This window comes from Pseudomonas sp. R3-52-08, assembly GCF_003851745.1.
In the GTDB taxonomy this organism is placed as follows: Bacteria; Pseudomonadota; Gammaproteobacteria; order Pseudomonadales; family Pseudomonadaceae; genus Aquipseudomonas.
Genome location: NZ_CP027730.1, coordinates 5,517,219 through 5,541,365, shown reverse-complemented (window position 1 = coordinate 5,541,365; position 24,147 = coordinate 5,517,219). Strand labels below are relative to the sequence as shown.

Below are 24,147 nucleotides of genomic sequence, written 5' to 3'. Positions count from 1 at the left end.
AGTTGATCTCCATTGGTTTCAAGAACACCAGCAACTCATGAATTCTAAGCGGAGCAGTTATGGTTGATCGGCACGACTACGTGGCCCTCGAATGGGTCAAGGGCGACATTGCCGAAACCCTGAAACAGGCCCGTTCGGCGCTGGACACTTATGTTGAAACCGGCGACGGCATTGATGCGTGCCTGGCCGGTATCCACCAGGTGCACGGCGCGCTGCAAATGGTCGAGTTCTACGGCGCGGCCCTGCTGGCTGAAGAGATCGAAGCCCTGGCGCTCGCGCTGCAGGCCGGGCAGGTCAGCCAGCGCGACGAAAGCATCCGCCTGCTGCAACAGGCCCTCGGCCAATTGCCGCTGTACCTGGACCGCGTGCACAGCGCCCGTCGCGACCTGCCGCTGGTGGTGTTGCCGCTGCTCAACGATTTGCGCAGCGCCCGCGGTGAAGGCCTGCTGTCGGAGACCAGCTTGTTCAGCCCGCAGCTGCTGACGATCGCGCCGCTGCCCGACGAGGCGCTGGTTCAGCGCACGCCGCCGGACATTCACGAACAACTGCGCCAATGGCACGCACTGCTGCAGCAAGCCCTGGCCGGGTTGCTGCGCGAGGACCACGGCCCGAGCAACCTGGAAGACATGGCGCGGGTGTTCGCGCGCCTGGAAGCGCTGTGCCAGGGCGCGCCGCTGTTGCCGTTGTGGCAGGTCACCTCGGCGCTGGTCGAAGGCATGCTCACCGGGGTGATCGCCAACAGCCCGGCACTGCGCAGCCTGCTCAAGGCCAGCGGCAAGCAACTCAAGCGCCTGCTGGCCCAGGGCATTGTCGGGATCAACCAGCCGGCGCCGGATGAGTTGCTCAAGAGCCTGCTGTTCTACGTCGCCAAAGTCACCCGGCCAACGCCGCGCATGCAAAGCCTGAAGGAGCGCTACGGCCTGGACGAGGCCCTGCCCGACAGTGCCGTGGTGGATGCCGAGCGGGCGCGCCTGGCCGGGCCGGACCGCAACGCCATGGGCTCGGTGCTCGGCGCATTGTGCGAAGAGCTGGTGCGGGTCAAGGAACGCCTCGATCTGTTCGTGCGCAGCGACCGCCAGCACACCCAGGACCTTGACCCGCTGCTGGCGCCGCTGCGGCAGATCGCCGATACCCTGGCGGTCCTCGGTTTCGGCCAGCCGCGCAAAGTGATCATCGACCAGCTCGCCGTGGTCTTGAGCCTGGTGCAGGGCCAGCGCGAACCCAGTGACGCCGTACTGATGGACGTTGCCGGGGCGTTGCTCTACGTCGAAGCCACGTTGGCCGGGATGGTCGGCACGGTGGAGCCGGAGAGCCGCGAAGAGAGTCGTCTGCCGACCACCGACCTGACCCAGATCCACCAATTGGTGATCCGCGAGTCCTGCCAATGCCTGCGCCAGGCCAAAGAGTTGGTGATCGATTGCATCGAGGCCGATTGGGACCGCCAACGCCTGGAATCCCTGCCGGAACTGCTGAGCCAGGTGCGCGGCGCCCTGGCGATGATTCCACTGCCTCGCGCGGCGAGCTTGATGCGCGGCTGTACCGATTACGTCGATGAGCAATTGATGGTCAACGATGCCGCACCCGGCCAAGCGCCGTTGGCGCATTTCGCCGAGGTGATCAGCAGCCTGGAGTACTACCTGGAACGCATGCTCCAGGACCCCGACGCCGCTGGGGAAAAAATGCTGGAACTGGCCACCCAGGGCCTGAGTGCGCTGGGCTACCTGCCGGTGGAAAAACCCTGGCGCCAGGCATTGGTTGCGCCCGACGGCGCCCTGTCCGGCGACAGCGCGCCAAGCCAGTCCCAATTCGATGCGCTGGCCAGTCCCACCTCGCGCCTCAACCCTCCGGCCCTGCAGCGCCCGGGGAGCTTGCAGCCGCCCCCACCCGACGAAGCGCCGGTTGACGATGAGTTGCGCGAAGTCTTCCTCGAGGAAGCCGATGAAGTCCTCGAAGTGCTGCACCGTTACCTGCCCGACAGCACGGAAAAAACCGCCCAGGGCGAAATGCGCCGTGCCTTCCACACCCTGAAAGGCAGCGGCCGTATGGTCCGCGCCCTGGTGATGGCGGAACTGGCCTGGGCCGTGGAAAACCTGCTCAACCGCGTGCTTGAGCGCAACGTGGCCATGGGCCCTGAAGTGCAGCAGGTGCTGGATGACGCGGTGGCGCTGCTGCCGGAGTTGATCGCCGACTTCGCCACTGACGACCAGCGCCAGCGCGATGAGGTCGACGCCCTCGCTGCCCGCGCCCACGGGTTGGCCAGCGGCGCCCAGGTACCGGTCGCCGAGCCCCACGATCCGATGTTGCTGGAGATCTTCCGCAATGAAGCCCAGAGCCATCTGGACAGCCTCGACCAGTTCCTGCAACAGGCCGCCGAACACCTGCCGCTGCAGGTCAGTGATGAATTGCAACGCGCCCTGCATACCCTCAAGGGCAGCGCCTACATGGCCGGCGTGTTGCCGATTGCCGAACTGGTACGTCCGCTCGACCACCTGACCCGCGAATACAAGGCGCACCGTGTGCCGCTGGACCTGGACGAAATCGAGTTGTTGCTGGAAGCCGAGGGCCTGTTGCAAAAGGGATTGCGTGACCTGGACGGCGATCCCCTGGCGCCGATCAAGGGCGCCGCAGACTTGGTCACGCGCACCCAAGGCCTGTTGGACCAACAGCTCGAAAACCTGCTCAACGCCCCCGGCACCGGCCTGCGCGTCAAGTGCGACCCGCAACTGATCAGCAACTTCCTGGCCCAGGGCATGGACATCCTGCTCGACGCCGAAAGCCTGCTGCGCCGCTGGCAGCAACACCCCGGCGAGCGCCAGGAACTGACCGCGCTGCTGGACGAACTGACCACCCTGGGCGAGGGCGCGCACATCGCCGACCTGCACCCTATCGATCAATTGTGCGAAGCCTTGCTCGACCTGTATGGCGCGGTGGAAGAAAGCAGCCTGGCGGTCAGCGAGCGGTTCTTCCAGGAGGCCGAGCAGGCCCATGAAGCGCTGATCAATATGCTCGACCAATTGGCGGCCGGGCAGGAAATCAGCCCGGTGCCGGCACGGGTACAGGCTCTGCGCGCGTTGCTGGATGACGCCCTCGATCCCTCTGCCACCGGCCTGATCAAACGTGACGGCAGCCGTGGCCTGAGTGTCGCCGAGCTGGGTGCTGCGACCGAGGAGCTGAGCCGGCACACGGCGATGGACGATGAGATCGTCGACATCTTCCTTGAAGAGGCGGTGGATATCCTCGACAGCGCCGGGCAATCGCTCAAGCGCTGGTTGCTGGAGCCCGACGGCCTGGCGCCGTTGTCCTCGTTACAGCGAGACCTGCACACCCTCAAGGGCGGTGCGCGCATGGCCGAAATCGGCCCAGTGGGCGACCTGGCCCAGGAGCTGGAATGCGTCTACGAGGGTCTGGTAGACCGCCGCTACAGCTATTCCACCGAGCTGTCCCAGCTGCTGATGGCCAGCCACGAACGCCTGGCCTTGCAGTTGGAGGAACTGCATCAGCACCAGCCCCTGAGCGACAGTGCCGAGCTGGTCACACGGTTGCGCGAACTGCGCCACAGCAGCCTTTCGGCGGCCCCGGTCGCGTCACCGGAAGCCTCGGGTGCCGACCCCGAGCTGCTGGATATTTTCCTCGAGGAAGCTGCCGATATTCTCGACAGCTCCGGCAGCGCGTTGCTGCGCTGGCAAGCCGAACCCGGCAACCGCCAGGAAGTGGAAACCCTGCTGCGTGACCTGCACACCCTCAAGGGCGGCGCACGCATGGTCGAGATCGGCCCGATTGGCGACCTGGCCCACGAGTTGGAGTTTCTCTACGAGGGGCTGTCCGCAGGGCTGCTCGCGCCGTCGCCCGAGCTGTTCGCGCTGCTGCAAGGTTGCCACGACCGGCTGGCGCAGATGATCGATGCGGTGGCGGACGGCTTGCCGGTGGGCTCGGTGGACAAGCTGATCGAGCGCATCAAAAGCCTGGTGCACCCCAGCGATGAGCCGGTAGTGCCGGTGGCATTACCGGTGGGTAAGGCGGAAGCGGCGGTCGACCCGGCCGCCGACATGGTGAAGATATCTGCCGAACTGCTCGACGACCTGGTCAACCTGGCCGGCGAAACATCGATCTTCCGCGGCCGTATCGAGCAACAAGTCAACGACGCACGCACTGCGCTCACGGAAGTGGAAACCACCATCGAGCGCATGCGCGACCAACTGCGCCGCCTCGACACCGAAACCCAGAGCCGGCTTTTCAGTCGCCAGCAGGCCGAGGCCGAGCGCCTGGGCTACGAAGAATTCGACCCGCTGGAAATGGATCGCCATTCGCAATTGCAGCAATTGTCCCGCGCGTTGTCCGAATCGGCCTCCGATTTACTCGACCTCAAAGAAACCCTTGAGCGCCGCAATCAAGACGCCCATGACCTGCTGCAGCAACAGGCGCGTATCAACACCCAGCTGCAGGAAGGCCTGATGCGCACGCGCATGGTGCCGTTCGAGCGTATGCTGCCGCGCCTCAAGCGCATCGTGCGCCAAGTGGCGGGCGAACTGGGCAAGGACGTCGAATTCGTGGTCGGCAATGCCGAGGGCGAAATGGACCGCAACGTCCTGGAGCGCATGGCGGCGCCGCTGGAACACATGCTGCGCAACGCCGTCGACCATGGCCTGGAGTCCCGCGAAGTGCGCCTTCAGGCGGGCAAGCCGGAGAAGGGGCGCATCACCCTGGACCTGACCCACGAAGGCGGCGACATCGTCTTCGACATGCGCGACGACGGCGCCGGGGTGCCCCTCGAAGCCGTGCGCCGCAAGGCGATCAAGCGCGGCCTGCTCGACCCCAATCAAGAGATCAGCGACCGCGACGTGCTGCAGTTCATCCTGCAACCGGGGTTTTCCACTGCAGAAAAAATCACCCAGATTTCCGGACGCGGTGTGGGCATGGACGTGGTGCACGAAGAAGTGCGCCAGCTCGGCGGTTCGATGGTGATCGACTCGATCCCCGGCGTGGGTGTGCATTTCCGGATTCGCCTGCCGTTTACCGTGTCGGTCAACCGTGCGCTGATGGTGCAGTGCGCGGACGATCAGTATGCGATCCCGCTCAATACCATCGACGGCCTGGTGCGCGTGCCGCCCCATGAACTAGCGGGGCACTACCAGCAAGATCCGCCGCGCTATGCCTATGCCGGCCAAGTCTACGAACTGTTTTACCTCGGCGACCTGCTGCACACCGTCAGCCGCCCCAAACTGCTCGGCCAGTACCAGCCGGTGCCGGTGTTGCTGGTGCAGTGCAATGAACGGCACGTGGCGGTGCATGTGGATGCCATGGCCGGGACCCGCGAGATTGTGGTCAAGGGCCTGGGGCCGCAGTTTGCGGGCGTTCAGGGCTTGTCCGGGGCGACGATCCTGGGCGATGGCCGTGTGGTGTTGATCATCGACCTGCTGGCGCATATCCGCGCGCGGCAACCGGCGTTGCCGGCGCAGTCGGTGGACGCGCCGCTGATCCTCAATGACCCGCTGAAAAAGCGCCCGCTGCTGGTGCTGGTGGTGGACGACTCGGTCACCGTGCGCAAGGTCACCAGCCGCCTGCTGGAGCGCAATGGCATGAACGTGCTGACCGCCAAGGACGGCCTCGACGCCCTCGCCGTGCTCGAGGAACACACCCCGGACCTGATGCTGCTCGACATCGAAATGCCGCGCATGGACGGCTTTGAAGTGGCGATCCAGGTGCGCAACGATCCACGCCTGATGCGCCTGCCGATCATCATGATCACCTCGCGCACCGGCCAGAAACACCGCGACCGCGCCATGGCCATCGGCGTCAACGACTACCTCGGCAAGCCGTACCAGGAGTCGGTGCTGCTGGAAAGCATCGCTTATTGGAGCAAGTCCCATGCTTGACCACCGCGCAAGCCAACTCACCGGGCTGTTGCTGCCGCTGGCTGACCGTCACCTGATAGTGCCCAACGTTGCGGTAGCCGAACTGATCGACTTCCAGCGCGGCGAACCGGCCAGCGATGCACCGCCGTGGTACCTGCGCCAGGTGACCTGGCGCGATCGGCAAATCCCCTTGATCAGCTTCGAAGCCGTGTGCGGCGAAGCCAGCATGACCGGCGAGCGTTCTCGCATCGTCGTGTTGAATGCACTGGGTGGGCGGCCGACGTTGAAGTTCATTGCGCTGGTGATCCAGGGAATCCCGCGCTCGTACAAGCTCGACAGCGAACTGAGCTACGTGGACGTCCCGCTGTGCCCGCTGGAACTGGCGGCGGTACAGGTGGGCGAACATGTGGCGAAGGTGCCGGACTTGATGGGGCTTGAAGCGTTGCTGGCCGAGTCCGGACTGGCCTGATCCCTACGCAGATCCAATGTGGGAGGGGGCTTGCCCCCGATGGCGGTGTGCCAGTCTCAGCAACTGTCGATGATCGTCCCCACGCTCTGCGTGGGAATGCATCCCGTGACGCTTCGCGTCACCCTTGCGAAGGGCTTTAGTGTTGCGCTGGCTGGCGGGACGCGGAGCGTCCCCGGCGGCATTCCCACGCGGAGCGTGGGAACGATCAGATAGGCGGGACTTCGGATTTTTCCCGCATGATTTTGGGCTGTGCATGAACTTGTCCCATGCAGCCCGCGCGCCTAGTCTTCGTCCCGTCATCGCAAAAAACGGTGACACGGACGTGCAAGTCCGGTTACATGTCGGCGCACCAACGCCCATAGCCATTCAGCGGGCGTTTTTCATGCCTGCTGTACTTGTTATGGCGGCTGTGCGCGGGAGATCCTTCGGGGTCTGCCGGGGTCCGATATGCCCGGTCTTGCACACCTGCGCACAGCTGCCACCTTAATTCGCGTGCAAGCGGAAAAGGGCAGTCTCCATCACATATCGGAGCTGTAAATCATGGTCAAACCTACACCCAATCCACCCGCAAGCCTCTTCACCGTAACCCCTCACCAAAATACCGAAGCCCTGCTGGTCAACGCCAGCGAAACCCTGTCCTCCCTCAACGCACTCACCTGCAACCTGGCATTTGACCTGGACACCTCCCAGCGCGCAATCATGCTCGGGATCCAGCAAATGGCCGAGCTGGGGCAGTTGTTGGTGGATCAGGCGCTGGAACAGATTTCCCCTTCCTCGGCGGCTTAAAACTTGATCGTTCCCAAAAAGGGACCTATCGTTCCCTTTTTGGGACTTATTAGCCGCCGCCATGCACACCTTACCTCTCAGCACCGCGCTCTTCACTGTCACCCAGCAAAAAGTGCTGGGCCTGCTTTTCGGTAAGCCCGACCAAAGTTTCTTCACCAATGAAATCGCGCGCTGGGCGCTGGTGGGCAAGGGCAGTCTTACTCGCGAACTGGAGCGTTTGCAGCTGGCGGGCATCTTGAGCATGACGCGCCAGGGCAATCAGACCCACTATCAAGCCAACCCTCAATGCCCTATTTACGCGGAGCTGCTTGCCATCGTGCGCAAGACGCTGAGCCTGGATGAGCCATTGCGCAATGCACTGGCACCGTTCGCCGAGCACATAACCTGGGCCTTTATCTACGGCTCCATCGCCAAGGGCGAGGCGCACTCATCCAGTGACATAGATCTGATGCTGATTGGCGAAAGCCTCAACTACAGTGAAGTCATGGAGCAGCTCATACCGCTGGAAGAGCACCTGGGCCGCACCATCAACCCGACGCTTTACACCCCTGAAGACTGGATCGGCAAATGGAATGCCGGAAACAGTTTTGTGCAGCGGGTCGTGCAGCAGGACAAGATCAATCTGATTGGGGCCAACCCCCTGGAATCCACGGATGGACAGCAAGGCAAACCTGGAGAATCTGCTGAATAAAACTGGAAGGTTTGTTGGCTGGTCATAAGTGGATATAGCGGGCTCGTTCAGACACCACTGGACAAAATGTGGGAGGGGGCTTGCTCCCGATGGCAGAGTGTCTGTCGATGGATGTGTCGACTGACCCACCGCCATCAGGAGCAAGCCCCCTCCCACATGTTGATCTTCGTTACTCCAGGCGTAACGGTCTGCTGCTGAGCTTGATTGATGCCCCCCTGAATCACTCCTAAGGTACAGCCCACGACAGCAAACCCCGTGGAGCGACCATGACAACCACAATAAACCCCGACTCGCGCTGGACGCGGCGGCGCGACGAGAAGCAGCGGCGGCTCGGGCTGGTTAAGCCGTTTGCAGACGGGGCAGTGTTGCCCAGTGACCGGATCGTCGAGGCGCTTGAGGCATTGATCCTCCCCGGCGACCGCGTGGTGCTGGAAGGCAACAACCAGAAACAGGCCGATTTCCTCTCGCGCTCCCTGGCCAAGGCTGACCCGGCAAAGCTCCACGATTTGCACATGATCATGCCCAGCGTCGGGCGCTCCGAGCACTTGGACCTGTTTGAAAAGGGCATCGCGCGCAAGCTCGACTTTTCCTTTGCCGGCACCCAATCCCTGCGCATCAGCCAGTTGCTCGAAGACGGCCTGTTGGAAATCGGCGCGATCCATACCTACATCGAACTCTATGCACGGCTGGTGGTGGACCTGATCCCCAACGTGGTGCTCTCCGCCGGTTTCATGGCCGACCGCGCCGGCAACATCTACACCGGCGCCAGCACCGAAGACACGCCGGCGCTGATCGAGCCCGCCGCGTTCAGTGACGGCATCGTTATCGTGCAGGTCAACCAGTTGGTGGACGACGTCACTGACTTGCCCCGCGTCGATATCCCGGCAAGCTGGGTCGATTTTGTGGTGGTGGCTGACAAGCCGTTCTACATCGAGCCGCTGTTCACCCGCGACCCGCGCCATATCAAGCCGGTGCATGTGTTGATGGCGATGATGGCGATCCGTGGCATCTACGAAAAACACAATGTGCAGTCGCTCAACCATGGCATCGGTTTCAATACCGCCGCCATTGAATTGATCCTGCCCACCTACGGCGAATCCCTCGGCCTTAAAGGCAAGATCTGCCGCAACTGGACCCTCAACCCGCACCCCACGCTGATCCCCGCCATCGAAAGCGGCTGGGTTGAAAGCGTGCATTGCTTCGGCACCGAACTGGGCATGGAAAACTACATCGCCGCCCGCCCGGATGTGTTCTTCACCGGCCGCGACGGTTCGATGCGCTCCAACCGCATGTTCTGCCAATTGGCTGGCCAATATGCGGTGGACCTGTTTATCGGCGCCACCCTGCAAGTCGACGGCGATGGCCATTCCAGCACCGTGACCCGTGGCCGCCTCGCTGGTTTTGGCGGCGCGCCGAACATGGGCCACGACCCACGCGGCCGCCGCCATGGCACGCCGGCCTGGCTGGATATGCGCCACGACGATGCGCCGGTCGCACTGCTCGAGCGCGGCAAAAAGCTTGTAGTGCAAATGGTCGAGACCTTCCAGGAAGGCGGCAAGCCCACCTTCGTCGAGACCCTCGATGCGGTGGAGGTGGCACGCAAAAGCGGCATGCCCTTGGCGCCGATCATGATCTACGGCGACGACGTTACCCATCTGCTCACCGAAGAAGGCATCGCCTACCTGTACAAGGCCCGCTCCCTGGAAGAACGCCAGGCGATGATCGCCGCCGTCGCCGGGGTGACCGCCATCGGCCTGCGCCATAACCCCAAGGACACCGCGCGCATGCGCCGTGAAGGCTTGATTGCCTTGCCCGAAGACTTGGGCATCCGCCGCACCGACGCCACCCGTGAACTGCTGGCCGCCAAGAGCGTGGCCGACCTGGTGGAGTGGTCCGGTGGCTTGTACAACCCGCCTGCCAAATTCAGGAGCTGGTAAATGCGCGCGCTCAAACTGCACGAAGTGAGCCTGGCCGATCGCCTGGCGGATATGGCTGTCGATGCGCTGATCGATGAAGCCGACCTGTCGCCCAAACCGGCCCTGGTGGACCGTCGCGGCAACGGCGCCCACAGTGATTTGCACCTGGGGCTGATGCACGCGTCGGCGCTGTCGCTGTGGCCGATGTTCAAGGAAATGGCCGAGGCTGCGCTTGAGTTCGGTGAAGTCGGTTTGCCCCTGCGTGAAGCCCTCGGGCGAATCGGTCGTGACGGTGAGCAGGCGATGCTTGCTACCACGGGCGGCGTGAATACCCATCGCGGCGCGATCTGGGCCCTCGGCCTGCTGACTGCGGCGGCGGCACTGCAACCCCGCGCCATACCGCTGAACGCCGCCAGACTAGCCCTGCTCAGTGACCGCTACGCCCCGCAACCCCTGAGCCACGGCACGCTGGTCGCCCAGCGCTACGGCGCACGCGGCGCCCGTGAAGAAGCGCAACTGGGCTTCCCGTCAGTGCTGCAACGCGGCCTGCCGCAATTGCACAAAAGCCGCCAGCAAAACGCCGGTGAACAGAACGCGCGCCTCGACGCCTTGCTCGCGATCATGACCGACCTGGCCGACACCTGCGTGCTCTACCGCGCCGGTCTGGAAGGCCTGCAGGCCATGCAGCGCGGCGCCCAGGCCGTGCTCGAAGCCGGCGGCAGCGCCAGCCTCGCCGGTCGCCGCCAACTGCACGCGCTGGACCAACAACTGCTGGCCCTGAATGCCTCCCCCGGTGGCGCCGCCGACCTGTTGGCCGCCTGCCTGTTTATCGACCGCCTCGACGGAGCGTTGTGATGGAAACCTTAACCTTTGAATTCCCCGCCGGGCAGCCAGCAAAAGGCCGCGCGCTGGTGGGGTGCGTCGGCTCCGGCGACCTTGAGGTGCTGCTGGAACCGGGCACCGCCGGCACGTTGACCATCCAGGTACAGACCTCGGTGAATGGCGCCGAACAACGCTGGCAGCACCTGTTCGAACGCATCTTTCAGGAGCAGACACCACCGGCCCTGAACATTGATATCCACGATTTCGGCGCCACCCCCGGCGTGGTGCGCTTGCGCCTGGAGCAAGGCTTCGAGGAGATCGGCCATGACTGACTTGCTCGCCAAACACAGCTTTGTCGAACTGGGTGCGCGCCAGCGGGCCAAGGCCTTGTTGGATGCCGGCACCTTTCGCGAACTGATCGACCCCTTCCAGCGCGTCATGTCGCCCTGGCTCAGCCGCCAAGGTGTGGTGCCCCAGGCCGATGACGGCGTGGTGATCGCCAAGGGCAGCATCGGCGGCTTGCCTGTGGTGATTGCAGCCATTGAAGGCAACTTCCAGGGCGGCAGCCTCGGCGAAGTGGGTGGCGCGAAAATCGCCGGCGCCCTGGAACTGGCGGCTGAAGATAACCGCACCGGCGTCCCGACCCGCGCCGTGCTACTGCTGGAAACCGGTGGTGTGCGGCTGCAGGAAGCGAACCTGGGGCTGGCCGCGATTGCCGACATACACGCGGCGATTGTCGACCTGCGCCAGTACCAGCCGGTGATCGGCGTGGTGGCGGGCAGCGTGGGTTGTTTCGGTGGCATGTCCATCGCGGCCGGGCTGTGCAGCTACCTCGTCCTCACCCGTGAAGCGCGCTTGGGCCTCAATGGTCCGCAAGTGATCGAACAGGAAGCCGGCTTGGAAGAATACGACTCGCGCGATCGGCCCTTTATCTGGAGCCTTACGGGCGGCGAACAGCGTTTCAACAGCGGCCTGGCCGACCGTTACGTGGCCGACGATGTGGCGCAGATCCAGCAGACGGTCAGTGCGTTGTTGCAGCAAGGCTTGCCCGCGCTACAACGCAGTCGCCAGGCTGATTATTACCTCACACGCTTGGCCGAATTGGACGCCGTACCGCAAATCGACCCGGCGACGGTGCGCGAGCTGTATCAAGGAGAACGCTCATGAGAGGCTTGCAGTGGTTCAACGCATTGAGCGCCGGCGCTGCGCCTGTAGCAGGTTTGCCGGCGTCGCTGAGGGTTGCCGACGCGGTCTTGGGTGAGCAAAAAGTGCGCTTTGTCGCCGTGGTCACTGACGCGCAAAACCGCTTCCCCCGGGCGCGCAATGGCGAAGTCGGCCTGCTCGAAGGCTGGGGCCTGGCCAAGGCCGTCGATGAGGCCGTCGCGAGGGGCGACAAGCGGCCCATCATCGCCATCGTCGATGTGCCCAGCCAAGCCTATGGCCGTCGCGAAGAAGCGCTCGGCATCCATCAGGCCCTGGCCGCTGCTGCCGACAGCTACGCTCGCGCCCGTCTCGCCGGGCATCCGGTGATCGCATTGCTGGTGGGCAAGGCCATGTCCGGTGCGTTCCTGGCCCACGGTTACCAGGCCAACCGCCTGATCGCCCTGCGTGACCCCGGCGTGATGGTGCACGCCATGGGCAAGGCTTCGGCGGCGCGGGTGACGCTGCGCAGCGTCGAAGAGCTGGAAGCCCTGGCCGCCAGCGTGCCGCCCATGGCTTACGACATCGACAGCTATGCCAGCCTCGGCTTGCTCTGGGAAACCTTGGCCGTCAGCCAGATTGAACAGCCGACGGCGGATGATGTGGCGCGGGTCAGCGATTGCCTGATGAATGCGATCAAGGATGTCGGCAGCACCGATTTGAGCGGGCGCCTCGGCGCGACTAATCGCGCAGCCTCCAGCCACGTTCGCCAATTGCTGCGGGAGCAATGGTGAACGCCCACGACTTGCTCTGGGGCATGACCCCGGCGCATGTGCCCGCCGACGCACCGGCCTGGGTGCGGGAGACGCTCGGTGCCGGTCACCCGGTGGTGGTGCGCCGTGCCATCGCCGAACCGGGTTATGTGGCGGTCGGCGTGCGCGGGCGTTTGCGCGAGCACCGTTTTGCCGGGTGGATGCCGCTGGCGGCGGTGCAGCGGCGGGTGATCCCGGAAGCGTTGCGTGGGGTGATTTCGCCGAGGGATTTACCGGCGTTGCGCGCGCTCGACCAACTGCGGCCGGTGTTGGCGCAGGAGAGATGGGGCGTCACGGGCAGCGCGGGTTTCGAGTTGGCCAGCGGGATTGAAGCGCTGCATGCCCAGAGTGACCTGGATTTGCTTCTGCGCACCCCCGAACCTTTGGCCCGCGATGATGCTGAAGACCTCCAGGCGATGCTTGATAGGGCAGAGTGCGCCGTCGACCTGCAACTGCAAACCCCGTTCGGCGCCGTCGCCTTGCGCGAATGGGCCAGCGGTTCACCCCGTGTGCTGCTGAAAACCGCCAGCGGTGCACAGCTGGTGCTCGACCCGTGGCAGGCCGTGGCATGAGCAGCCTGCTGGTGTTTCCAGGGCAGGGCGCCCAACGGCCGGGCATGCTCCAGTCGCTGCCCGAAGCGGTGCTGGAAGAAGCCAGCGATGTGCTGGGCGAAGACGTACGCCTGCTCGATTCGGAGCAAGCCCTGGCAAGTACCCGCGCCGTGCAACTGTGCCTGTTGATCGCCGGCATTGCCCACGCCCGTCTGTTGGAGCGCACCCCGGATTACGTCGCGGGCCTGTCCATCGGCGCCTATCCCGCCGCTGTCATCGCCGGTGCGCTGGATTTCGCCGACGCCGTCAGGCTGGTCAGCCTGCGCGGTGAGTTGATGCAGCAGGCTTATCCACAGGGCTATGGCATGACCGCGCTGATAGGCCCTGATTTATCCACCGTTGAAACGTTGCTGGCCGAGATCCACAGCGCGCAAACCCCCGTGTACCTGGCCAATATCAACGCCGATAACCAGACGGTCATCGCCGGCAGCGACGAGGCGATGAAACAGGTGGCGGCGCGCATCAAAGGCAACGGCATCGCCCGGCGCCTGGCCGTCAGCGTACCGTCCCACTGTGCGTTGCTGGATGCACCCGCCAAGGTCCTCGCCCAGGCCTTCGTTCCGCTCAAGACGCCGCGCATCACCTACCTGAGCAGCACCCGCGCGCGGCCGATCCACAACCCCGAACACCTTTGCGACGACCTGGCCTTCAACATGTGCCGCGTCGTCGACTGGCGCGGCACCGTGCAAAGCGCCTATGAGCGCGGTGTGCGCCTGCAAATCGAACTGCCCCCCGGCGCCGTGCTCACCGGCCTGTCACGCCGCGTGTTCGAACAAGGCACGGTGATCGCCTGCGAAGGGGCGCGCCTGGACACCTTGCAGGCCCTGCTGGAAGAGGAGGAGCGCCGCCACCGATAAAGCACTACCCAAGGCTTTCGAAGCACAACAACAACAATTTCGATCGAGCACTTTGAGGACAACAACGATGATTATCTACGGTGTGGCATTGCTGGCGATCTGCACGCTTGCAGGCGTGATCATGGGCGACATGCTCGGCGTTTTACTGGGCGTCAAATCCAACGTGGGCGGCGTGGGCATCGCCATGATCCTGCTGATCTGCGCACGGTTGTGGATGCAAAAGCGCGGCGGGATGACCAAGGAGTGCGAGATGGGCGTGGGCTTCTGGGGCGCAATGTACATTCCGGTGGTGGTGGCGATGGCCGCGCAACAAAATGTCGTGACCGCCCTGCACGGCGGCCCGGTCGCGGTGCTGGCGGCGATTGGTTCGGTGGTGGTCTGTGGTTGCACCATCGCCTTGATCAGCCGCACGCACAGGGGCGAGCCTCTGCCCGCCGAAGAGCCGCTGATCGTTCCTGCGGGAGGTCGCTGAAATGTGGGACCTCATAGAGAAAGGCTTGGAGCATAACGGCCTGATCACCGCGTTTGCTTTTGTGGGCGTGGTGATGTGGATTTCCGTGGTGCTGTCCAAGCGCCTTACGTTCGGGCGCATCCACGGCTCGGCGATTGCCATCGTCATCGGCCTGGTGCTGGCCTGGGTCGGCGGCACGCTAACGGGTGGGCAGAAAGGCCTGGCGGACCTGGCCCTGTTCTCTGGTATCGGCCTGATGGGCGGTGCGATGTTGCGGGATTTCGCCATTGTTGCCACTGCATTTGAAGTGCAGGCCACCGAGGCGCGCAAAGCCGGCATGATCGGTGTGATTGCGCTGCTGCTGGGCACGATCCTGCCCTTCATCGTCGGCGCGAGCATGGCCTGGGCCTTTGGTTATCGCGATGCGATCAGCATGACCACCATTGGCGCGGGCGCAGTGACCTACATTGTCGGCCCGGTGACCGGTGCGGCGATTGGCGCGACCTCGGATGTGATGGCGCTGTCGATTGCCACCGGGTTGATCAAGGCGATTCTGGTGATGGTCGGCACACCAGTAGCGGCGCGCTGGATGGGCCTGGACAACCCGCGTTCGGCGATGGTGTTTGGTGGCTTGGCCGGCACCGTGAGCGGGGTGACGGCGGGGCTGGCGGCGACGGATCGGCGGTTGGTGCCGTATGGCGCGCTGACGGCGACATTTCATACCGGGCTTGGGTGTTTGCTCGGGCCTTCGCTGCTGTATTTCATTGTGCGGGGGTTGGTGGGCTGAGTGATCGTTCCCACGCTCCGCGTGGGAATGCAGCCCTGAACGCTCCGCGTCCGCTCTTGAAGTCGGGACGCGGAGCGTCCCAGGAGGCGTGTCCCACGCGGAGCGTGGGAACGATCAGCTCAGGCTGACCCCTGCCGATTGGCATACATCCGACACTCCGCCAACAGCGCCAGCAAGTTCGGGTCGCGCTCCTTGGCCTTCAAGAACACCACGCCGATATGCTGCTGCAGCCGATACCTGGGCTGCAGCGGTATCAGCTTCACGCGGTTCTCATACACCGCTGCAATCCGGCCCGGCAGCAGCGCATAACCCACGCCCGAGCTGACCATGCTCAGCAGCGTGAAGATGTCGTTGACCTGCATCGCCACTTTCGGCTCGAACCCGGCCTGCTTGAACACGCGGTTGCCGTCCTGGTGCGTGGCAAAGCCTTGGGTGAGGGTGATGAAGGTTGCGTCGCGCACGTCGGCCAGGTCGATCCGCTGTTCTCGGTCGAAGGGCGAGTCGGCCGGAGTGGCGAGGAAGATATCGTCGCTGAACAGCGCAATCTGCGCGCAGTCCGGGTCGTTCGCATGGTCGTCGAGGGCGATGAGGATCGCGTCCACTTCCATGTTCTTGAGCTTGTAGAGCAGGTCGAAATTGGAGCCAAGGATCAGGTCGATATTCAGTTCGCTGCGCCTGATTTTCAGGCCCATGATCAGTTGCGGCACGGTCTTGACCGTCAATGAATACAGCGAACCCAGCTTGAATCGTTCGGCGGAAAAGCCGGCGGCTTCACGGGTCAGGCGTACGCTGTCGACCACATCGGCCACCAGTTTCTGCGCGCGCTCTTCGAGTACATAGGCGCTTTCCAGTGGCGTGAGATTGCGCCCTTCGTGCTTGAACAACGGGCAGCGCAGGGCGTTTTCCAGCGAATGAATGGCGCGGTGCACGCTGACGTTGCTGGTTTGCAGCTCGGCGGCGGCGCGGGCCAGATTGCCGGTGCGCATGAATGCCAGGAAGATTTCCAGCTTTTTGAGGGTGAATTCTTCGTCGATCAGCATGGCCGTGGCTCTTGTTCGAATGCCCTCGATTGTGCCCGCAAATGTGCTCGGCGTCCTCGGAACGTCATAAGGCGCTTGCACTCTTATGGCGAAGGCTGGAGGCTTGCCAGCCAACCCTTATTGGTCACGGGAGGTCGGTTGCAGATGTACCACGGGGAACGATTCAACGCCTGGAGCCATTTGCTCGGTGCAGTCGCGGCGTGTATTGGCGTCGTGTGGATGTTGGTGGTGGCGAGCCTGGACGGCAGCCCCTGGAAAATCGTCAGTGTGGCGATTTATGGCTTTACCTTGATGGTGCTGTACAGCGCGTCCACCGTGTACCACAGCGTGCGCGGGCGACGAAAAGAGATCATGCAGAAGGTCGATCACTTTTCGATCTATCTGTTGATCGCCGGCAGCTACACCCCGTTTTGCCTGGTGACGCTACGCGGGCCTTGGGGCTGGACGCTGTTCGGGATTGTGTGGGGGCTGGCGGTGATCGGCATCTTGCAGGAGATCAAGCCCCGCTCGGAGAAGCGCATCCTGTCGATCGTGATCTATGCGGTGATGGGCTGGATCGTGCTGGTGGCGGTCAAGCCGCTGCTGTCGGCGTTGGGCACGGCAGGGTTTACCTGGCTGGCGGCGGGCGGGGTGTTGTACACCGTCGGCATTATCTTTTTTGCCCTGGAGGACCGCCTGCGCCATTCCCATGGCATCTGGCACTTGTTCGTGATCGGCGGCAGCCTGCTGCATTTTGTGGCGATCATGCATTACGTGCTTTGAATGTGGGAGGTGTGTTTAGAGACGCTCCAGCAGCTCACAGGCGCGACTGCCGAAAATCTCCAGCAGCCTGGCCAGCATATGCGGCGGTGGCTCGTTGGCGCGGGTCAGTGCGTAGAGGGTAATCGGCAGCGGTGGCGTGAGCGTGCGAATGTGGGTAGTGGCCGTCGAGGCACCCAGCGCAGTGAACGGATCGATCACGGTCAGGCCGGCGCCGGATTCGACCATCGCGCGGGCCAGGGAATAGGTTTGCACCGAGATCGTCACCCGTGGCGGCGGGTCGACATTTTCCAGGTAGCTGCCCAGCTTCGCTGCCAGCGGGTCAGCGCTGGACAGGCCGATCAAGGGCGCGCCAGCCAGTTCGGCCAGCGGCAAGGGCTTGTGCCGTTCAGCGTCCGGCCAATAGCCTTTTGACGCCAACGCCACCAGCACGCCGTTGGCCAGCACCTGGGTGGTGAGCCCCGGATGGCCGGAGAACGTGAGGGTCAACGCCAGGTCGATCTCGCGCATCAACAGCTTCTGCACCAGCTCGCGGCTATGGTCGCTGGACAGCTCACAGGCAATGTCCGGGTAATCACGCTTCCATTCCAGGATCGACGGCGGCAGCAGCGACAGCGCCAACGCCGGGATCGCACCGATGCGGATGCTTTGCCCCGGTTCGCGCCGCAAGCTCTTGGCCAGACGCCGCACGCCTTGCAGGCTTGCGCTGACTTTTTCGACTTCGCTTTCCAGCGCCAGGGCTTCCGGCGTGGGTTGCAATTTGCCGCGTACCCGCAGGAACAGCGCAAAGCCCAGCTGCAGTTCGGCGTGCTGCAACACTTTGGTCACCGCCGGTTGCGAGACGTGCAGCAACTGCGCGGCGGCACTGATGGAGCCGGTCTGGCGGATGGCCTGGAAGATTTCGATATGACGCAAGCGCATGGCGAGTCCCATAACCTTTGTTTATAGGTGAGCCATCTTTATTCATTGTCGGCGGCCTGTCACCTGGCTCTACGCTGAGCGCTGTCAATTAACGGCGGGAGGCGGGGATGGCCAGGCAGGTTTGCATTATTGGCGGTGGGGTTATCGGCCTGGCGAGCGCTTTTGCGTTGGTGCGTGCCGGCCATAGGGTGACGCTGATCGAAGCGCGTGACAGCCTGGGCAGTGAAACCAGTTACGCCAATGGCGGGCAGTTGTCCTACCGCTATGTTGCGCCGCTGGCCGACGCCGGGGTGCCGCTGCAAGCGATTGGCTGGTTACTGCGCGGTGACTCGCCGTTGAAGCTGCGCCCACGTCTCGATCCCCAGCAATGGCGCTGGATGGCCGCCTTTATCGGCGCCTGTCGTAGTTCGGTGAACAAGCGCAATGCCGCTCACTTGCTGCGCCTGGCATCCCTGAGCCAGGACACCTTGCAGCAATGGCGCGAGGAAGATCGCCTGGGCGACTTCGATTGGCGACGCAATGGCAAGCTGGTGACGTTTCGCAACGCCAATACCTTTGAACATGCCCGCAGTAAAGTGACCAATGTCCTGCAACAGCAGGTGTTGTCCGCTAGCGATTGCACGCGCCTGGAGCCGGCGTTGGCCGGTGATGGTTTTGTCGGCGGGATCTACACGCCCAACGAGGAAGTAGCGGATTGTCATGCCTTTTGCCAGCAATTGGCGGCGCGGCTTGAAGCATCGGGGCGTTGCACGTTTTTGTTGGGGCGCAGGGTCACCGGGATTCGCCACACCGACGCAGTGGTGCACGCCCTTCAATTGGGTGATGAGGTGATGCCGGTCGAGCAACTGGTGCTGGCGGCAGGGCATCGCAGCGCTGAACTGGGCTTGCCGGGGTTGTCGCTGCCGCTGTATCCGCTCAAGGGCTATAGCCTGAGCGTGCCGATTGGCGCGCAGCACCGGGCGCCGAATGTGAGCATCACCGACTACGATCGCAAGATCGTCTACGCGCGCATCGGTGAGCAACTGCGGGTCGCGGCCATGGTGGACATTGTCGGCTTCGACGCGGGTCTTGATCCCAAGCGCCTGGCTTTGATGAAACGCCAGGCCCTTGAGACATTTCCCAATGCCGGCGACTACGCCCACGCGGTTGAATGGGCCGGTATGCGCCCGGCCACGCCCACCGGGGTGCCGCTGATTGGCGCAAGCCGCTACCGCAACCTGTGGCTGAATCTCGGCCACGGCGCCCTTGGCTTCACGCTGGCGTGCGGCAGCGGCCAACTGCTGGCCGAGTTGATCGGTCAGCGCAGCCCTTCCATCGATATGCAGGGCCTGACGCCCCGCGCCGCTTGACACTCGACCACCCGAAAACCAACGGAGAATAACAATGAAAAAGATCCTGTTGACCGGCTGTACCCTGGGCCTTTTGTTCGGCGCACAGGCCCATGGGGCCCAAGCGCCGCTGGAGGGCACCCTGGGCAAGATCGCCAATGCCAGGTCCATCACCCTGGGATACCGCGATGCGTCGGTGCCGTTTTCCTATGTAGGGGATAGCAGTGGCAAACCCATGGGCTATTCAGTGGACCTGGCAAGCAAGATCGTCGAGCGTATCCAGCAGAAAACCGGGGTGGCCAACCTCAACGTCAAGTACACCCTGGTGACCTCACAGACCCGAATTGCGCTGGTGCAGAACGGTACCGTCGACCTGGAATGCGGCTCTACCGGGGTGACGGCCGACCGGCAGAAGCAGGTGGCATTTTCCTACGGGTTTATTTACGTGAAGGGGCAATTGCTGACGGCGAAGGACAGCGGCATCAAGGGCTTTGCCGACCTTAACGGCAAGAACGTGGTCACCACCGCCGGTACCACCAACGAACGATTCCTCAAAAGCTACAACGCCGAACACAAGGCCAATATGTTTGTCATCAGTGCCAAGGACCACGGCGAGGCGTTCAAGATGCTCGAGACCGGCCGTGCGGCAGCGTTCTACATGGATGATGCGTTGCTCTACGGTGAACGTGCCAAGGCCAGGGACCCGCACAACTGGGTGGTGGTGGGCGAGGAGCAGTCGCGGGAGATCTACAGCTGCATGGTGCGCAAGGACGATCCGCAGTTTCTTGCGGTGGTCAATGAGACGCTCGGTGACCTGTACCGCTCGGGGGAGATCAACGGGATTTACCAGCGCTGGTTTGAACAGCCGATTCCGCCCAAGGGGTTGAATCTGGAGTTTCCGATGACCCGTGAGTTGAAGGCGATCATTGCCAAGCCGGTCAGCGACCCAGTGGAGTAGGCGGTAGCAACCCAATCCAAATGTGGGAGGGGGCTTGCCCCCGATAGCGGTGTGTCAGCCGATACAGGTGCTGGCTGATCTACCGCTATCGGGAGCAAGCCCCCTCCCACAGTGTTGACTGGGTTTGCAAAGGGGTAGTTAGAAGTCGCCCCAGAGTTGCTGGGCGACGGCCAAGGCGACCACCGGTGCAGTCTCGGTGCGCAACACCCGAGGGCCGAGGCGGGCGGCGTGGAAGCCGGCGCCTTGGGCGGTGTCGACTTCGTTGTCGGTCAGTCCGCCTTCAGGCCCGATCAGGAAGGCCAGGCTCGCAGGCTTGGCGTGGCTGACCATCGGCTCGGCCACCGGGTGCAGTACCAGCTTCAGGTCTGCCTCGGCTTGCTTGAGCCAGTCCGCCAGTAACAGCGGCGGGTGAATCATCGGCACCGTCGAGCGCCCGCATTGCTCGCACGCGCTGATCGCCACCTGGCGCCAGTGCAGCAGGCGCTTGTCGGCACGTTCGTCCTTGAGGCGCACTTCGCAGCGCTCGCTGAAAATCGGGGTAATGGCGTTGACGCCCAGTTCGGTGGCTTTCTGGATCGCCCAGTCCATGCGCTCGCCCCTGGACAGGCCTTGGCCGAGGTGAATATGCAGCGGCGATTCGGCCTGGCCTTTGAAGCTTTCTGTGAGCTGCACGCTGACGCGTTTTTTACCGACTTCCAGCAAGCTGCCGAGAAACTCCTGGCCGGAGCCATCGAACAGTTGCACGGCGTCGCCCTCGCTCATGCGCAGCACGCGGCTGATGTAATGCGCCTGGGCTTCGGGCAACTCGTGATCGCCGAGGCTCAGCGGGGTGTCGGTGAAAAAGCGGGACAGTCTCATATGTGTTCTCTGGAAAAGGGTGTGCAGAGCGGACGCGGAGCGTCCAGGGCTGCATTCCCACGCGGAGCGTGGGAACGATCATGGTTAACCTGGGTCGCGAAAGCCTGGGTGAAAATCCTTCGGCACGGCAACGCTGACCTTGCTGTTGGTGGCGATATCGATGCCTTCACTCGCAACCTCGGCAAGGAAATCGATCTGCTCCGGGGTAATCACATACGGCGGCAGGAAGTACACCACACTGCCCAACGGTCGCAACAGCGCGCCGCGTTCCAGGGCGTGCTCGAACACCTTCAGGCCACGGCGTTCCTGCCAGGGGTAGGCGGTCTTGGTAGCTTTGTCCTGCACCATCTCGATGGCCAGGACCATGCCGGTCTGGCGCACTTCAGACACATGCGGATGGTCGACCAGATGCGCCGTGGCCGTGGCCATGCGCTGGGCCAAGGCCTTGTTGTTTTCGATGACGTTGTCTTCTTCGAAAATATCCAGGGTGGCCAGGGCCGCCGCGCAGGCCAGCGGGTTGCCGGTGTAGCTGTGGGAGTGCAGGAAGGCGCGCAGGGTCGGGTAGTCGTCGTAGAAGGCATCGTACACATCATCGGTGGTGACCACCGCCGCCAGCGGCAGGTAGCCGCCGGTCAGGGCCTTGGACAGGCACAGGAAGTCTGGGCGGATGCCGGCCTGTTCACAGGCGAACATGCTGCCGGTGCGGCCAAAGCCCACGGCGATTTCGTCGTGGATCAGGTGCACGCCATAACGGTCACAGGCTTCGCGCAGCAGCTTGAGGTACACCGGGTGATACATGCGCATGCCACCGGCGCCCTGGATCAGCGGTTCGACGATCACGGCGGCGACGCTGTCGTGGTGCTCGGCCAGGGTCTGTTCCATGGCCTGGAACATCGTGCGCGAATGCTCTTCCCAGCTCACGCCCTCGGGGCGCAGGTAGCAGTCAGGGCTCGGCACTTTGAGGGTGTCGAGCAACAATGCCTTGTAGGTTTCGGTAAACAGCGGCACGTCGCCCACCGACATCGCCGCGATGGTCTCACCGTGGTAGCTGTTGGTCAGGGTGACGAAGCGCTTTTTATTCGGCAGGCCACGGTTGAGCCAGTAGTGAAAGCTCATTTTCAGCGCGACTTCGATACACGATGAGCCGTTATCGGCGTAGAAGCAGCGCGTCAGGCCTTCGGGGGTCATCGCCACAAGCCGCTCGGACAGCTCAATCACCGGCTGATGGCTGAAGCCGGCGAGGATCACGTGTTCCAACTGGTCGACCTGATCCTTGATGCGCTGGTTGATGCGCGGGTTGGCGTGGCCGAACACGTTGACCCACCAAGAGCTGACGGCATCGAGGTAACGTTTGCCTTCGAAGTCTTCCAGCCATACGCCTTCACCGCGCTTGATCGGGACCAGTGGCAGTTGCTGGTGGTCTTTCATCTGGGTGCAGGGATGCCACAGCACCGCGAGGTCGCGTTGCATCCACTGGTTGTTCAAGCCCATCGGTGATCTCCTCGAAGCGGTCCCGCAACCTGCGCGGGCGAAACAATCGCGCAAGCCTATGCAATGGTGGCGTGGGTCACAAGCCATTGTGGGGAAATTCGCGGTAAATGCAGGACGGTCTGTCACGTTTCTTGGGAATAGTCTTAATCCCTTGTTAATTTATGATGCATAGCCTTCAGATCGCATTTCTCGATATTTCAAAGCGAAATTTTTCGCTTTAATTCGATAGGTAAAGCGCTAGTCTTGGGCACAGTTCTTACGGGATTAAGTTCATGCAGTTACGCAATTCATCGGCCCGCTATGGCTGGGTCAGCATGGTTTTGCACTGGGGCGTGGCCTTGGTGGTATTTGGATTGTTCGCCCTGGGCCTGTGGATGGTCGGTCTCGATTACTACAGTGCCTGGCGCAAAGACGCGCCGGACCTGCACAAGAGCATTGGCATCACGCTGTTCGCCATCATGCTGGTACGTATCGTCTGGCGCCTGGTCAGCCCGCCGCCCGCGCCGCTGGCCAGCTACAGCCGGCTGACCCGCATCGGCGCCGCGTTTGGTCACGCGTTCCTGTATGTGGGGCTGTTTGCCGTGATGATTGCCGGTTACCTGATTTCCACCGCAGACGGTGTCGGTATTCCGGTGTTTGGCCTGTTTGAGATTCCTGCCGTGGTTTCCGGGCTACCGGACCAGGCAGACACCGCTGGCGTGGTGCATCTGTATCTCGCCTGGGTGTTGGTGGTCTTCGCCGGCTTGCATGGCGTGGCTGCGCTGAAACACCACTTTATCGATCGTGATGTGACCCTTAAGCGAATGCTGGGGCGCAAAGCCTGATGTTCAACCTCGACTCACAAGGAATAGAAAGCATGTTGAAAAAGACTCTCGCCGCTCTGGCTATCGGTACCGCCCTGCTGTCCGCAGGTCAGGTGATGGCTGCTGACTACAAGATCGACAAGGAAGGCCAGCACGCCTTCATCGACTGGAAAATCAGCCACCTGGGCTACAGCTCCATCCACGGTACCTTCAAGGACTGGGATGGTACTTTCAGCTGGGATGCCGCCAAGCCGGAAGCCAGCAAAATCGCAGTCGACGTGAAAACCGCCAGCCTGTGGTCCAACCACGCTGAGCGTGACAAGCACATCGCCAGCAAAGACTTCCTCGACGTGGCCAAGTTTGCCGACGCCAAGTTCGTGTCCACCGCAGTTAAATCCACCGGCGACAAAACCGCTGACGTGACCGGCGACCTGACTTTCCACGGTGTGACCAAGCCTGTGACCTTCAAGGCCACCTTCAACGGTGAAGGCAAGGACCCATGGGGCGGCGAGCGTGCTGGCTTCAACGCCAAGACCACGATCGACCTGAACGACTTCGGCGTGAAAGGCCCAGGCCCGACTTCGCAGACCGTCGACCTGGATATTTCGCTGGAAGGTGTGAAGCAGAAGTAATGTCCGCCTGACAATGCGGACCTTTGTGGGAGGGGGCTTGCTCCCGATAGCGGTGGGTCAGCCCCAGCAGTGCTGGCTGATCCATTGCTATCGGGAGCAAGCCCCCTCCCACATTTGATCTGGTCGAGTCAAAAAAAATGCCCCGCATCCAAGATGCGGGGCA

General features: G+C 63.0%; 22 protein-coding genes. 18 read left to right on the top strand and 4 right to left on the bottom strand.

Going from position 1 to position 24,147, the window contains the following annotated elements; all coding sequences use genetic code 11:
• Positions 1-59 precede the first annotated feature (59 nt).
• The 13 genes from C4J91_RS25610 (at position 60) to madM (ending at position 15,194) form a co-directional block, all read left to right on the top strand.
• Positions 60-5,873 carry an Hpt domain-containing protein gene (locus tag C4J91_RS25610; protein WP_124364793.1) on the top strand — a complete coding sequence of 1,938 codons (5,814 nt, stop codon included), beginning with the start codon at positions 60-62 and terminating at the stop codon, positions 5,871-5,873.
• Entirely contained in the window at positions 5,866-6,321 is a 456-nt protein-coding gene (locus C4J91_RS25605) for a chemotaxis protein CheW (RefSeq protein WP_124364792.1), read from the top strand. Before C4J91_RS25610 ends, C4J91_RS25605 begins: the two co-directional genes overlap by 8 nt.
• A gap of 540 nt (positions 6,322-6,861) precedes the next feature.
• Entirely contained in the window at positions 6,862-7,107 is a 246-nt protein-coding gene (locus C4J91_RS25600) for a DUF6124 family protein (RefSeq protein WP_124364791.1), read from the top strand.
• A 61-nt stretch (positions 7,108-7,168) separates the two neighbouring features.
• Positions 7,169-7,798: a nucleotidyltransferase domain-containing protein gene (locus C4J91_RS25595; RefSeq protein ID WP_124364790.1), complete on the top strand. Its 630-nt coding sequence runs from the start codon at positions 7,169-7,171 to the stop codon at positions 7,796-7,798.
• Between the two features lie 266 nt (positions 7,799-8,064).
• On the top strand, positions 8,065-9,735 hold the full coding sequence (gene mdcA / locus C4J91_RS25590) for a malonate decarboxylase subunit alpha (RefSeq protein ID WP_124364789.1): 1,671 nt from the start codon (positions 8,065-8,067) through the stop codon (positions 9,733-9,735).
• On the top strand, positions 9,736-10,569 hold the full coding sequence (locus C4J91_RS25585; protein WP_124364788.1) for a triphosphoribosyl-dephospho-CoA synthase: 834 nt from the start codon (positions 9,736-9,738) through the stop codon (positions 10,567-10,569).
• The gene (locus tag C4J91_RS25580; RefSeq protein ID WP_124364787.1) at positions 10,569-10,868 is read left to right on the top strand and encodes a malonate decarboxylase subunit delta; all 300 of its coding nucleotides are present in this window, start codon (positions 10,569-10,571) and stop codon (positions 10,866-10,868) included. The genes C4J91_RS25585 and C4J91_RS25580 overlap by 1 nt, the downstream gene beginning before the upstream one ends.
• Positions 10,861-11,703 carry a biotin-independent malonate decarboxylase subunit beta gene (locus tag C4J91_RS25575; RefSeq protein WP_124364786.1) on the top strand — a complete coding sequence of 281 codons (843 nt, stop codon included), beginning with the start codon at positions 10,861-10,863 and terminating at the stop codon, positions 11,701-11,703. Before C4J91_RS25580 ends, C4J91_RS25575 begins: the two co-directional genes overlap by 8 nt.
• Complete coding sequence (mdcE, locus tag C4J91_RS25570; RefSeq protein WP_124364785.1) at positions 11,700-12,470, top strand: biotin-independent malonate decarboxylase subunit gamma; 771 nt, start codon at positions 11,700-11,702, stop codon at positions 12,468-12,470. The genes C4J91_RS25575 and mdcE overlap by 4 nt, the downstream gene beginning before the upstream one ends.
• Positions 12,464-13,060 carry a malonate decarboxylase holo-ACP synthase gene (locus C4J91_RS25565; protein WP_124364784.1) on the top strand — a complete coding sequence of 199 codons (597 nt, stop codon included), beginning with the start codon at positions 12,464-12,466 and terminating at the stop codon, positions 13,058-13,060. The genes mdcE and C4J91_RS25565 overlap by 7 nt, the downstream gene beginning before the upstream one ends.
• Complete coding sequence (mdcH, locus tag C4J91_RS25560; protein ID WP_124364783.1) at positions 13,057-13,956, top strand: malonate decarboxylase subunit epsilon; 900 nt, start codon at positions 13,057-13,059, stop codon at positions 13,954-13,956. Before C4J91_RS25565 ends, mdcH begins: the two co-directional genes overlap by 4 nt.
• 67 nt (positions 13,957-14,023) lie before the next feature.
• A complete protein-coding gene (gene madL, locus C4J91_RS25555) occupies positions 14,024-14,428 on the top strand; it encodes a malonate transporter subunit MadL (protein ID WP_124364782.1) in 405 nt (134 codons plus the stop codon).
• Between the two features lies 1 nt (position 14,429).
• On the top strand, positions 14,430-15,194 hold the full coding sequence (gene madM / locus C4J91_RS25550; protein ID WP_046069909.1) for a malonate transporter subunit MadM: 765 nt from the start codon (positions 14,430-14,432) through the stop codon (positions 15,192-15,194).
• A 119-nt stretch (positions 15,195-15,313) separates the two neighbouring features.
• Here the strand turns inward: madM and C4J91_RS25545 are convergent, their stop codons facing one another.
• Positions 15,314-16,234, bottom strand: a complete 921-nt coding sequence (locus C4J91_RS25545) for a LysR substrate-binding domain-containing protein (protein WP_124364781.1) — start codon at positions 16,232-16,234, stop codon at positions 15,314-15,316.
• Positions 16,235-16,378: 144 nt separating this feature from the next.
• Here C4J91_RS25545 and C4J91_RS25540 point away from each other — a divergent pair, with 144 nt between their 5' ends.
• Positions 16,379-16,996: a hemolysin III family protein gene (locus tag C4J91_RS25540; RefSeq protein ID WP_124364780.1), complete on the top strand. Its 618-nt coding sequence runs from the start codon at positions 16,379-16,381 to the stop codon at positions 16,994-16,996.
• Between the two features lie 15 nt (positions 16,997-17,011).
• Here the strand turns inward: C4J91_RS25540 and C4J91_RS25535 are convergent, their stop codons facing one another.
• Positions 17,012-17,914 carry a LysR family transcriptional regulator gene (locus tag C4J91_RS25535; protein WP_124364779.1) on the bottom strand — a complete coding sequence of 301 codons (903 nt, stop codon included), beginning with the start codon at positions 17,912-17,914 and terminating at the stop codon, positions 17,012-17,014.
• Between the two features lie 107 nt (positions 17,915-18,021).
• Here C4J91_RS25535 and C4J91_RS25530 point away from each other — a divergent pair, with 107 nt between their 5' ends.
• Together C4J91_RS25530 and C4J91_RS25525 are read left to right on the top strand one after the other, a co-directional pair.
• Entirely contained in the window at positions 18,022-19,263 is a 1,242-nt protein-coding gene (locus C4J91_RS25530; RefSeq protein ID WP_124364778.1) for a D-amino acid dehydrogenase, read from the top strand.
• Between the two features lie 34 nt (positions 19,264-19,297).
• Positions 19,298-20,200, top strand: coding sequence for a transporter substrate-binding domain-containing protein (locus C4J91_RS25525; protein WP_124364777.1), 903 nt, complete (start codon positions 19,298-19,300; stop codon positions 20,198-20,200).
• A gap of 138 nt (positions 20,201-20,338) precedes the next feature.
• On the opposite strand, the gene C4J91_RS25520 is transcribed toward C4J91_RS25525, so the two are convergent.
• Both C4J91_RS25520 and C4J91_RS25515 read right to left on the bottom strand, forming a co-directional pair.
• Entirely contained in the window at positions 20,339-21,058 is a 720-nt protein-coding gene (locus C4J91_RS25520) for a 16S rRNA (uracil(1498)-N(3))-methyltransferase (RefSeq protein WP_124364776.1), read from the bottom strand.
• A gap of 84 nt (positions 21,059-21,142) precedes the next feature.
• Positions 21,143-22,549 carry an adenosylmethionine--8-amino-7-oxononanoate transaminase gene (locus C4J91_RS25515; RefSeq protein WP_124364775.1) on the bottom strand — a complete coding sequence of 469 codons (1,407 nt, stop codon included), beginning with the start codon at positions 22,547-22,549 and terminating at the stop codon, positions 21,143-21,145.
• A 272-nt stretch (positions 22,550-22,821) separates the two neighbouring features.
• On the opposite strand from C4J91_RS25515, the gene C4J91_RS25510 reads away from it, so the two are divergent.
• Positions 22,822-23,373: a cytochrome b gene (locus tag C4J91_RS25510; RefSeq protein ID WP_124364774.1), complete on the top strand. Its 552-nt coding sequence runs from the start codon at positions 22,822-22,824 to the stop codon at positions 23,371-23,373.
• A gap of 32 nt (positions 23,374-23,405) precedes the next feature.
• The gene (locus C4J91_RS25505; protein WP_124364773.1) at positions 23,406-23,984 is read left to right on the top strand and encodes a YceI family protein; all 579 of its coding nucleotides are present in this window, start codon (positions 23,406-23,408) and stop codon (positions 23,982-23,984) included.
• Positions 23,985-24,147 lie beyond the last annotated feature (163 nt).

What these genes read in the sequence shown, in the direction of transcription:
- madL (WP_124364782.1), top strand. Translation starts at nt 14,024, where the DNA reads ATGATTATCTACGGTGTGGCATTGCTGGCGATCTGCACGCTTGCAGGC.
- C4J91_RS25515 (WP_124364775.1), bottom strand. Translation starts at nt 22,549, where the DNA reads ATGGGCTTGAACAACCAGTGGATGCAACGCGACCTCGCGGTGCTGTGG.
- madM (WP_046069909.1), top strand. Translation starts at nt 14,430, where the DNA reads ATGTGGGACCTCATAGAGAAAGGCTTGGAGCATAACGGCCTGATCACC.
- C4J91_RS25595 (WP_124364790.1), top strand. Translation starts at nt 7,169, where the DNA reads ATGCACACCTTACCTCTCAGCACCGCGCTCTTCACTGTCACCCAGCAA.
- C4J91_RS25525 (WP_124364777.1), top strand. Translation starts at nt 19,298, where the DNA reads ATGAAAAAGATCCTGTTGACCGGCTGTACCCTGGGCCTTTTGTTCGGC.
- C4J91_RS25545 (WP_124364781.1), bottom strand. Translation starts at nt 16,234, where the DNA reads ATGCTGATCGACGAAGAATTCACCCTCAAAAAGCTGGAAATCTTCCTG.
- C4J91_RS25505 (WP_124364773.1), top strand. Translation starts at nt 23,406, where the DNA reads ATGTTGAAAAAGACTCTCGCCGCTCTGGCTATCGGTACCGCCCTGCTG.
- C4J91_RS25580 (WP_124364787.1), top strand. Translation starts at nt 10,569, where the DNA reads ATGGAAACCTTAACCTTTGAATTCCCCGCCGGGCAGCCAGCAAAAGGC.
- C4J91_RS25575 (WP_124364786.1), top strand. Translation starts at nt 10,861, where the DNA reads ATGACTGACTTGCTCGCCAAACACAGCTTTGTCGAACTGGGTGCGCGC.
- C4J91_RS25530 (WP_124364778.1), top strand. Translation starts at nt 18,022, where the DNA reads ATGGCCAGGCAGGTTTGCATTATTGGCGGTGGGGTTATCGGCCTGGCG.
- C4J91_RS25510 (WP_124364774.1), top strand. Translation starts at nt 22,822, where the DNA reads ATGCAGTTACGCAATTCATCGGCCCGCTATGGCTGGGTCAGCATGGTT.
- mdcE (WP_124364785.1), top strand. Translation starts at nt 11,700, where the DNA reads ATGAGAGGCTTGCAGTGGTTCAACGCATTGAGCGCCGGCGCTGCGCCT.
- C4J91_RS25535 (WP_124364779.1), bottom strand. Translation starts at nt 17,914, where the DNA reads ATGCGCTTGCGTCATATCGAAATCTTCCAGGCCATCCGCCAGACCGGC.
- mdcA (WP_124364789.1), top strand. Translation starts at nt 8,065, where the DNA reads ATGACAACCACAATAAACCCCGACTCGCGCTGGACGCGGCGGCGCGAC.
- C4J91_RS25610 (WP_124364793.1), top strand. Translation starts at nt 60, where the DNA reads ATGGTTGATCGGCACGACTACGTGGCCCTCGAATGGGTCAAGGGCGAC.
- C4J91_RS25600 (WP_124364791.1), top strand. Translation starts at nt 6,862, where the DNA reads ATGGTCAAACCTACACCCAATCCACCCGCAAGCCTCTTCACCGTAACC.
- C4J91_RS25565 (WP_124364784.1), top strand. Translation starts at nt 12,464, where the DNA reads ATGGTGAACGCCCACGACTTGCTCTGGGGCATGACCCCGGCGCATGTG.
- C4J91_RS25585 (WP_124364788.1), top strand. Translation starts at nt 9,736, where the DNA reads ATGCGCGCGCTCAAACTGCACGAAGTGAGCCTGGCCGATCGCCTGGCG.
- C4J91_RS25520 (WP_124364776.1), bottom strand. Translation starts at nt 21,058, where the DNA reads ATGAGACTGTCCCGCTTTTTCACCGACACCCCGCTGAGCCTCGGCGAT.
- mdcH (WP_124364783.1), top strand. Translation starts at nt 13,057, where the DNA reads ATGAGCAGCCTGCTGGTGTTTCCAGGGCAGGGCGCCCAACGGCCGGGC.
- C4J91_RS25540 (WP_124364780.1), top strand. Translation starts at nt 16,379, where the DNA reads ATGTACCACGGGGAACGATTCAACGCCTGGAGCCATTTGCTCGGTGCA.
- C4J91_RS25605 (WP_124364792.1), top strand. Translation starts at nt 5,866, where the DNA reads ATGCTTGACCACCGCGCAAGCCAACTCACCGGGCTGTTGCTGCCGCTG.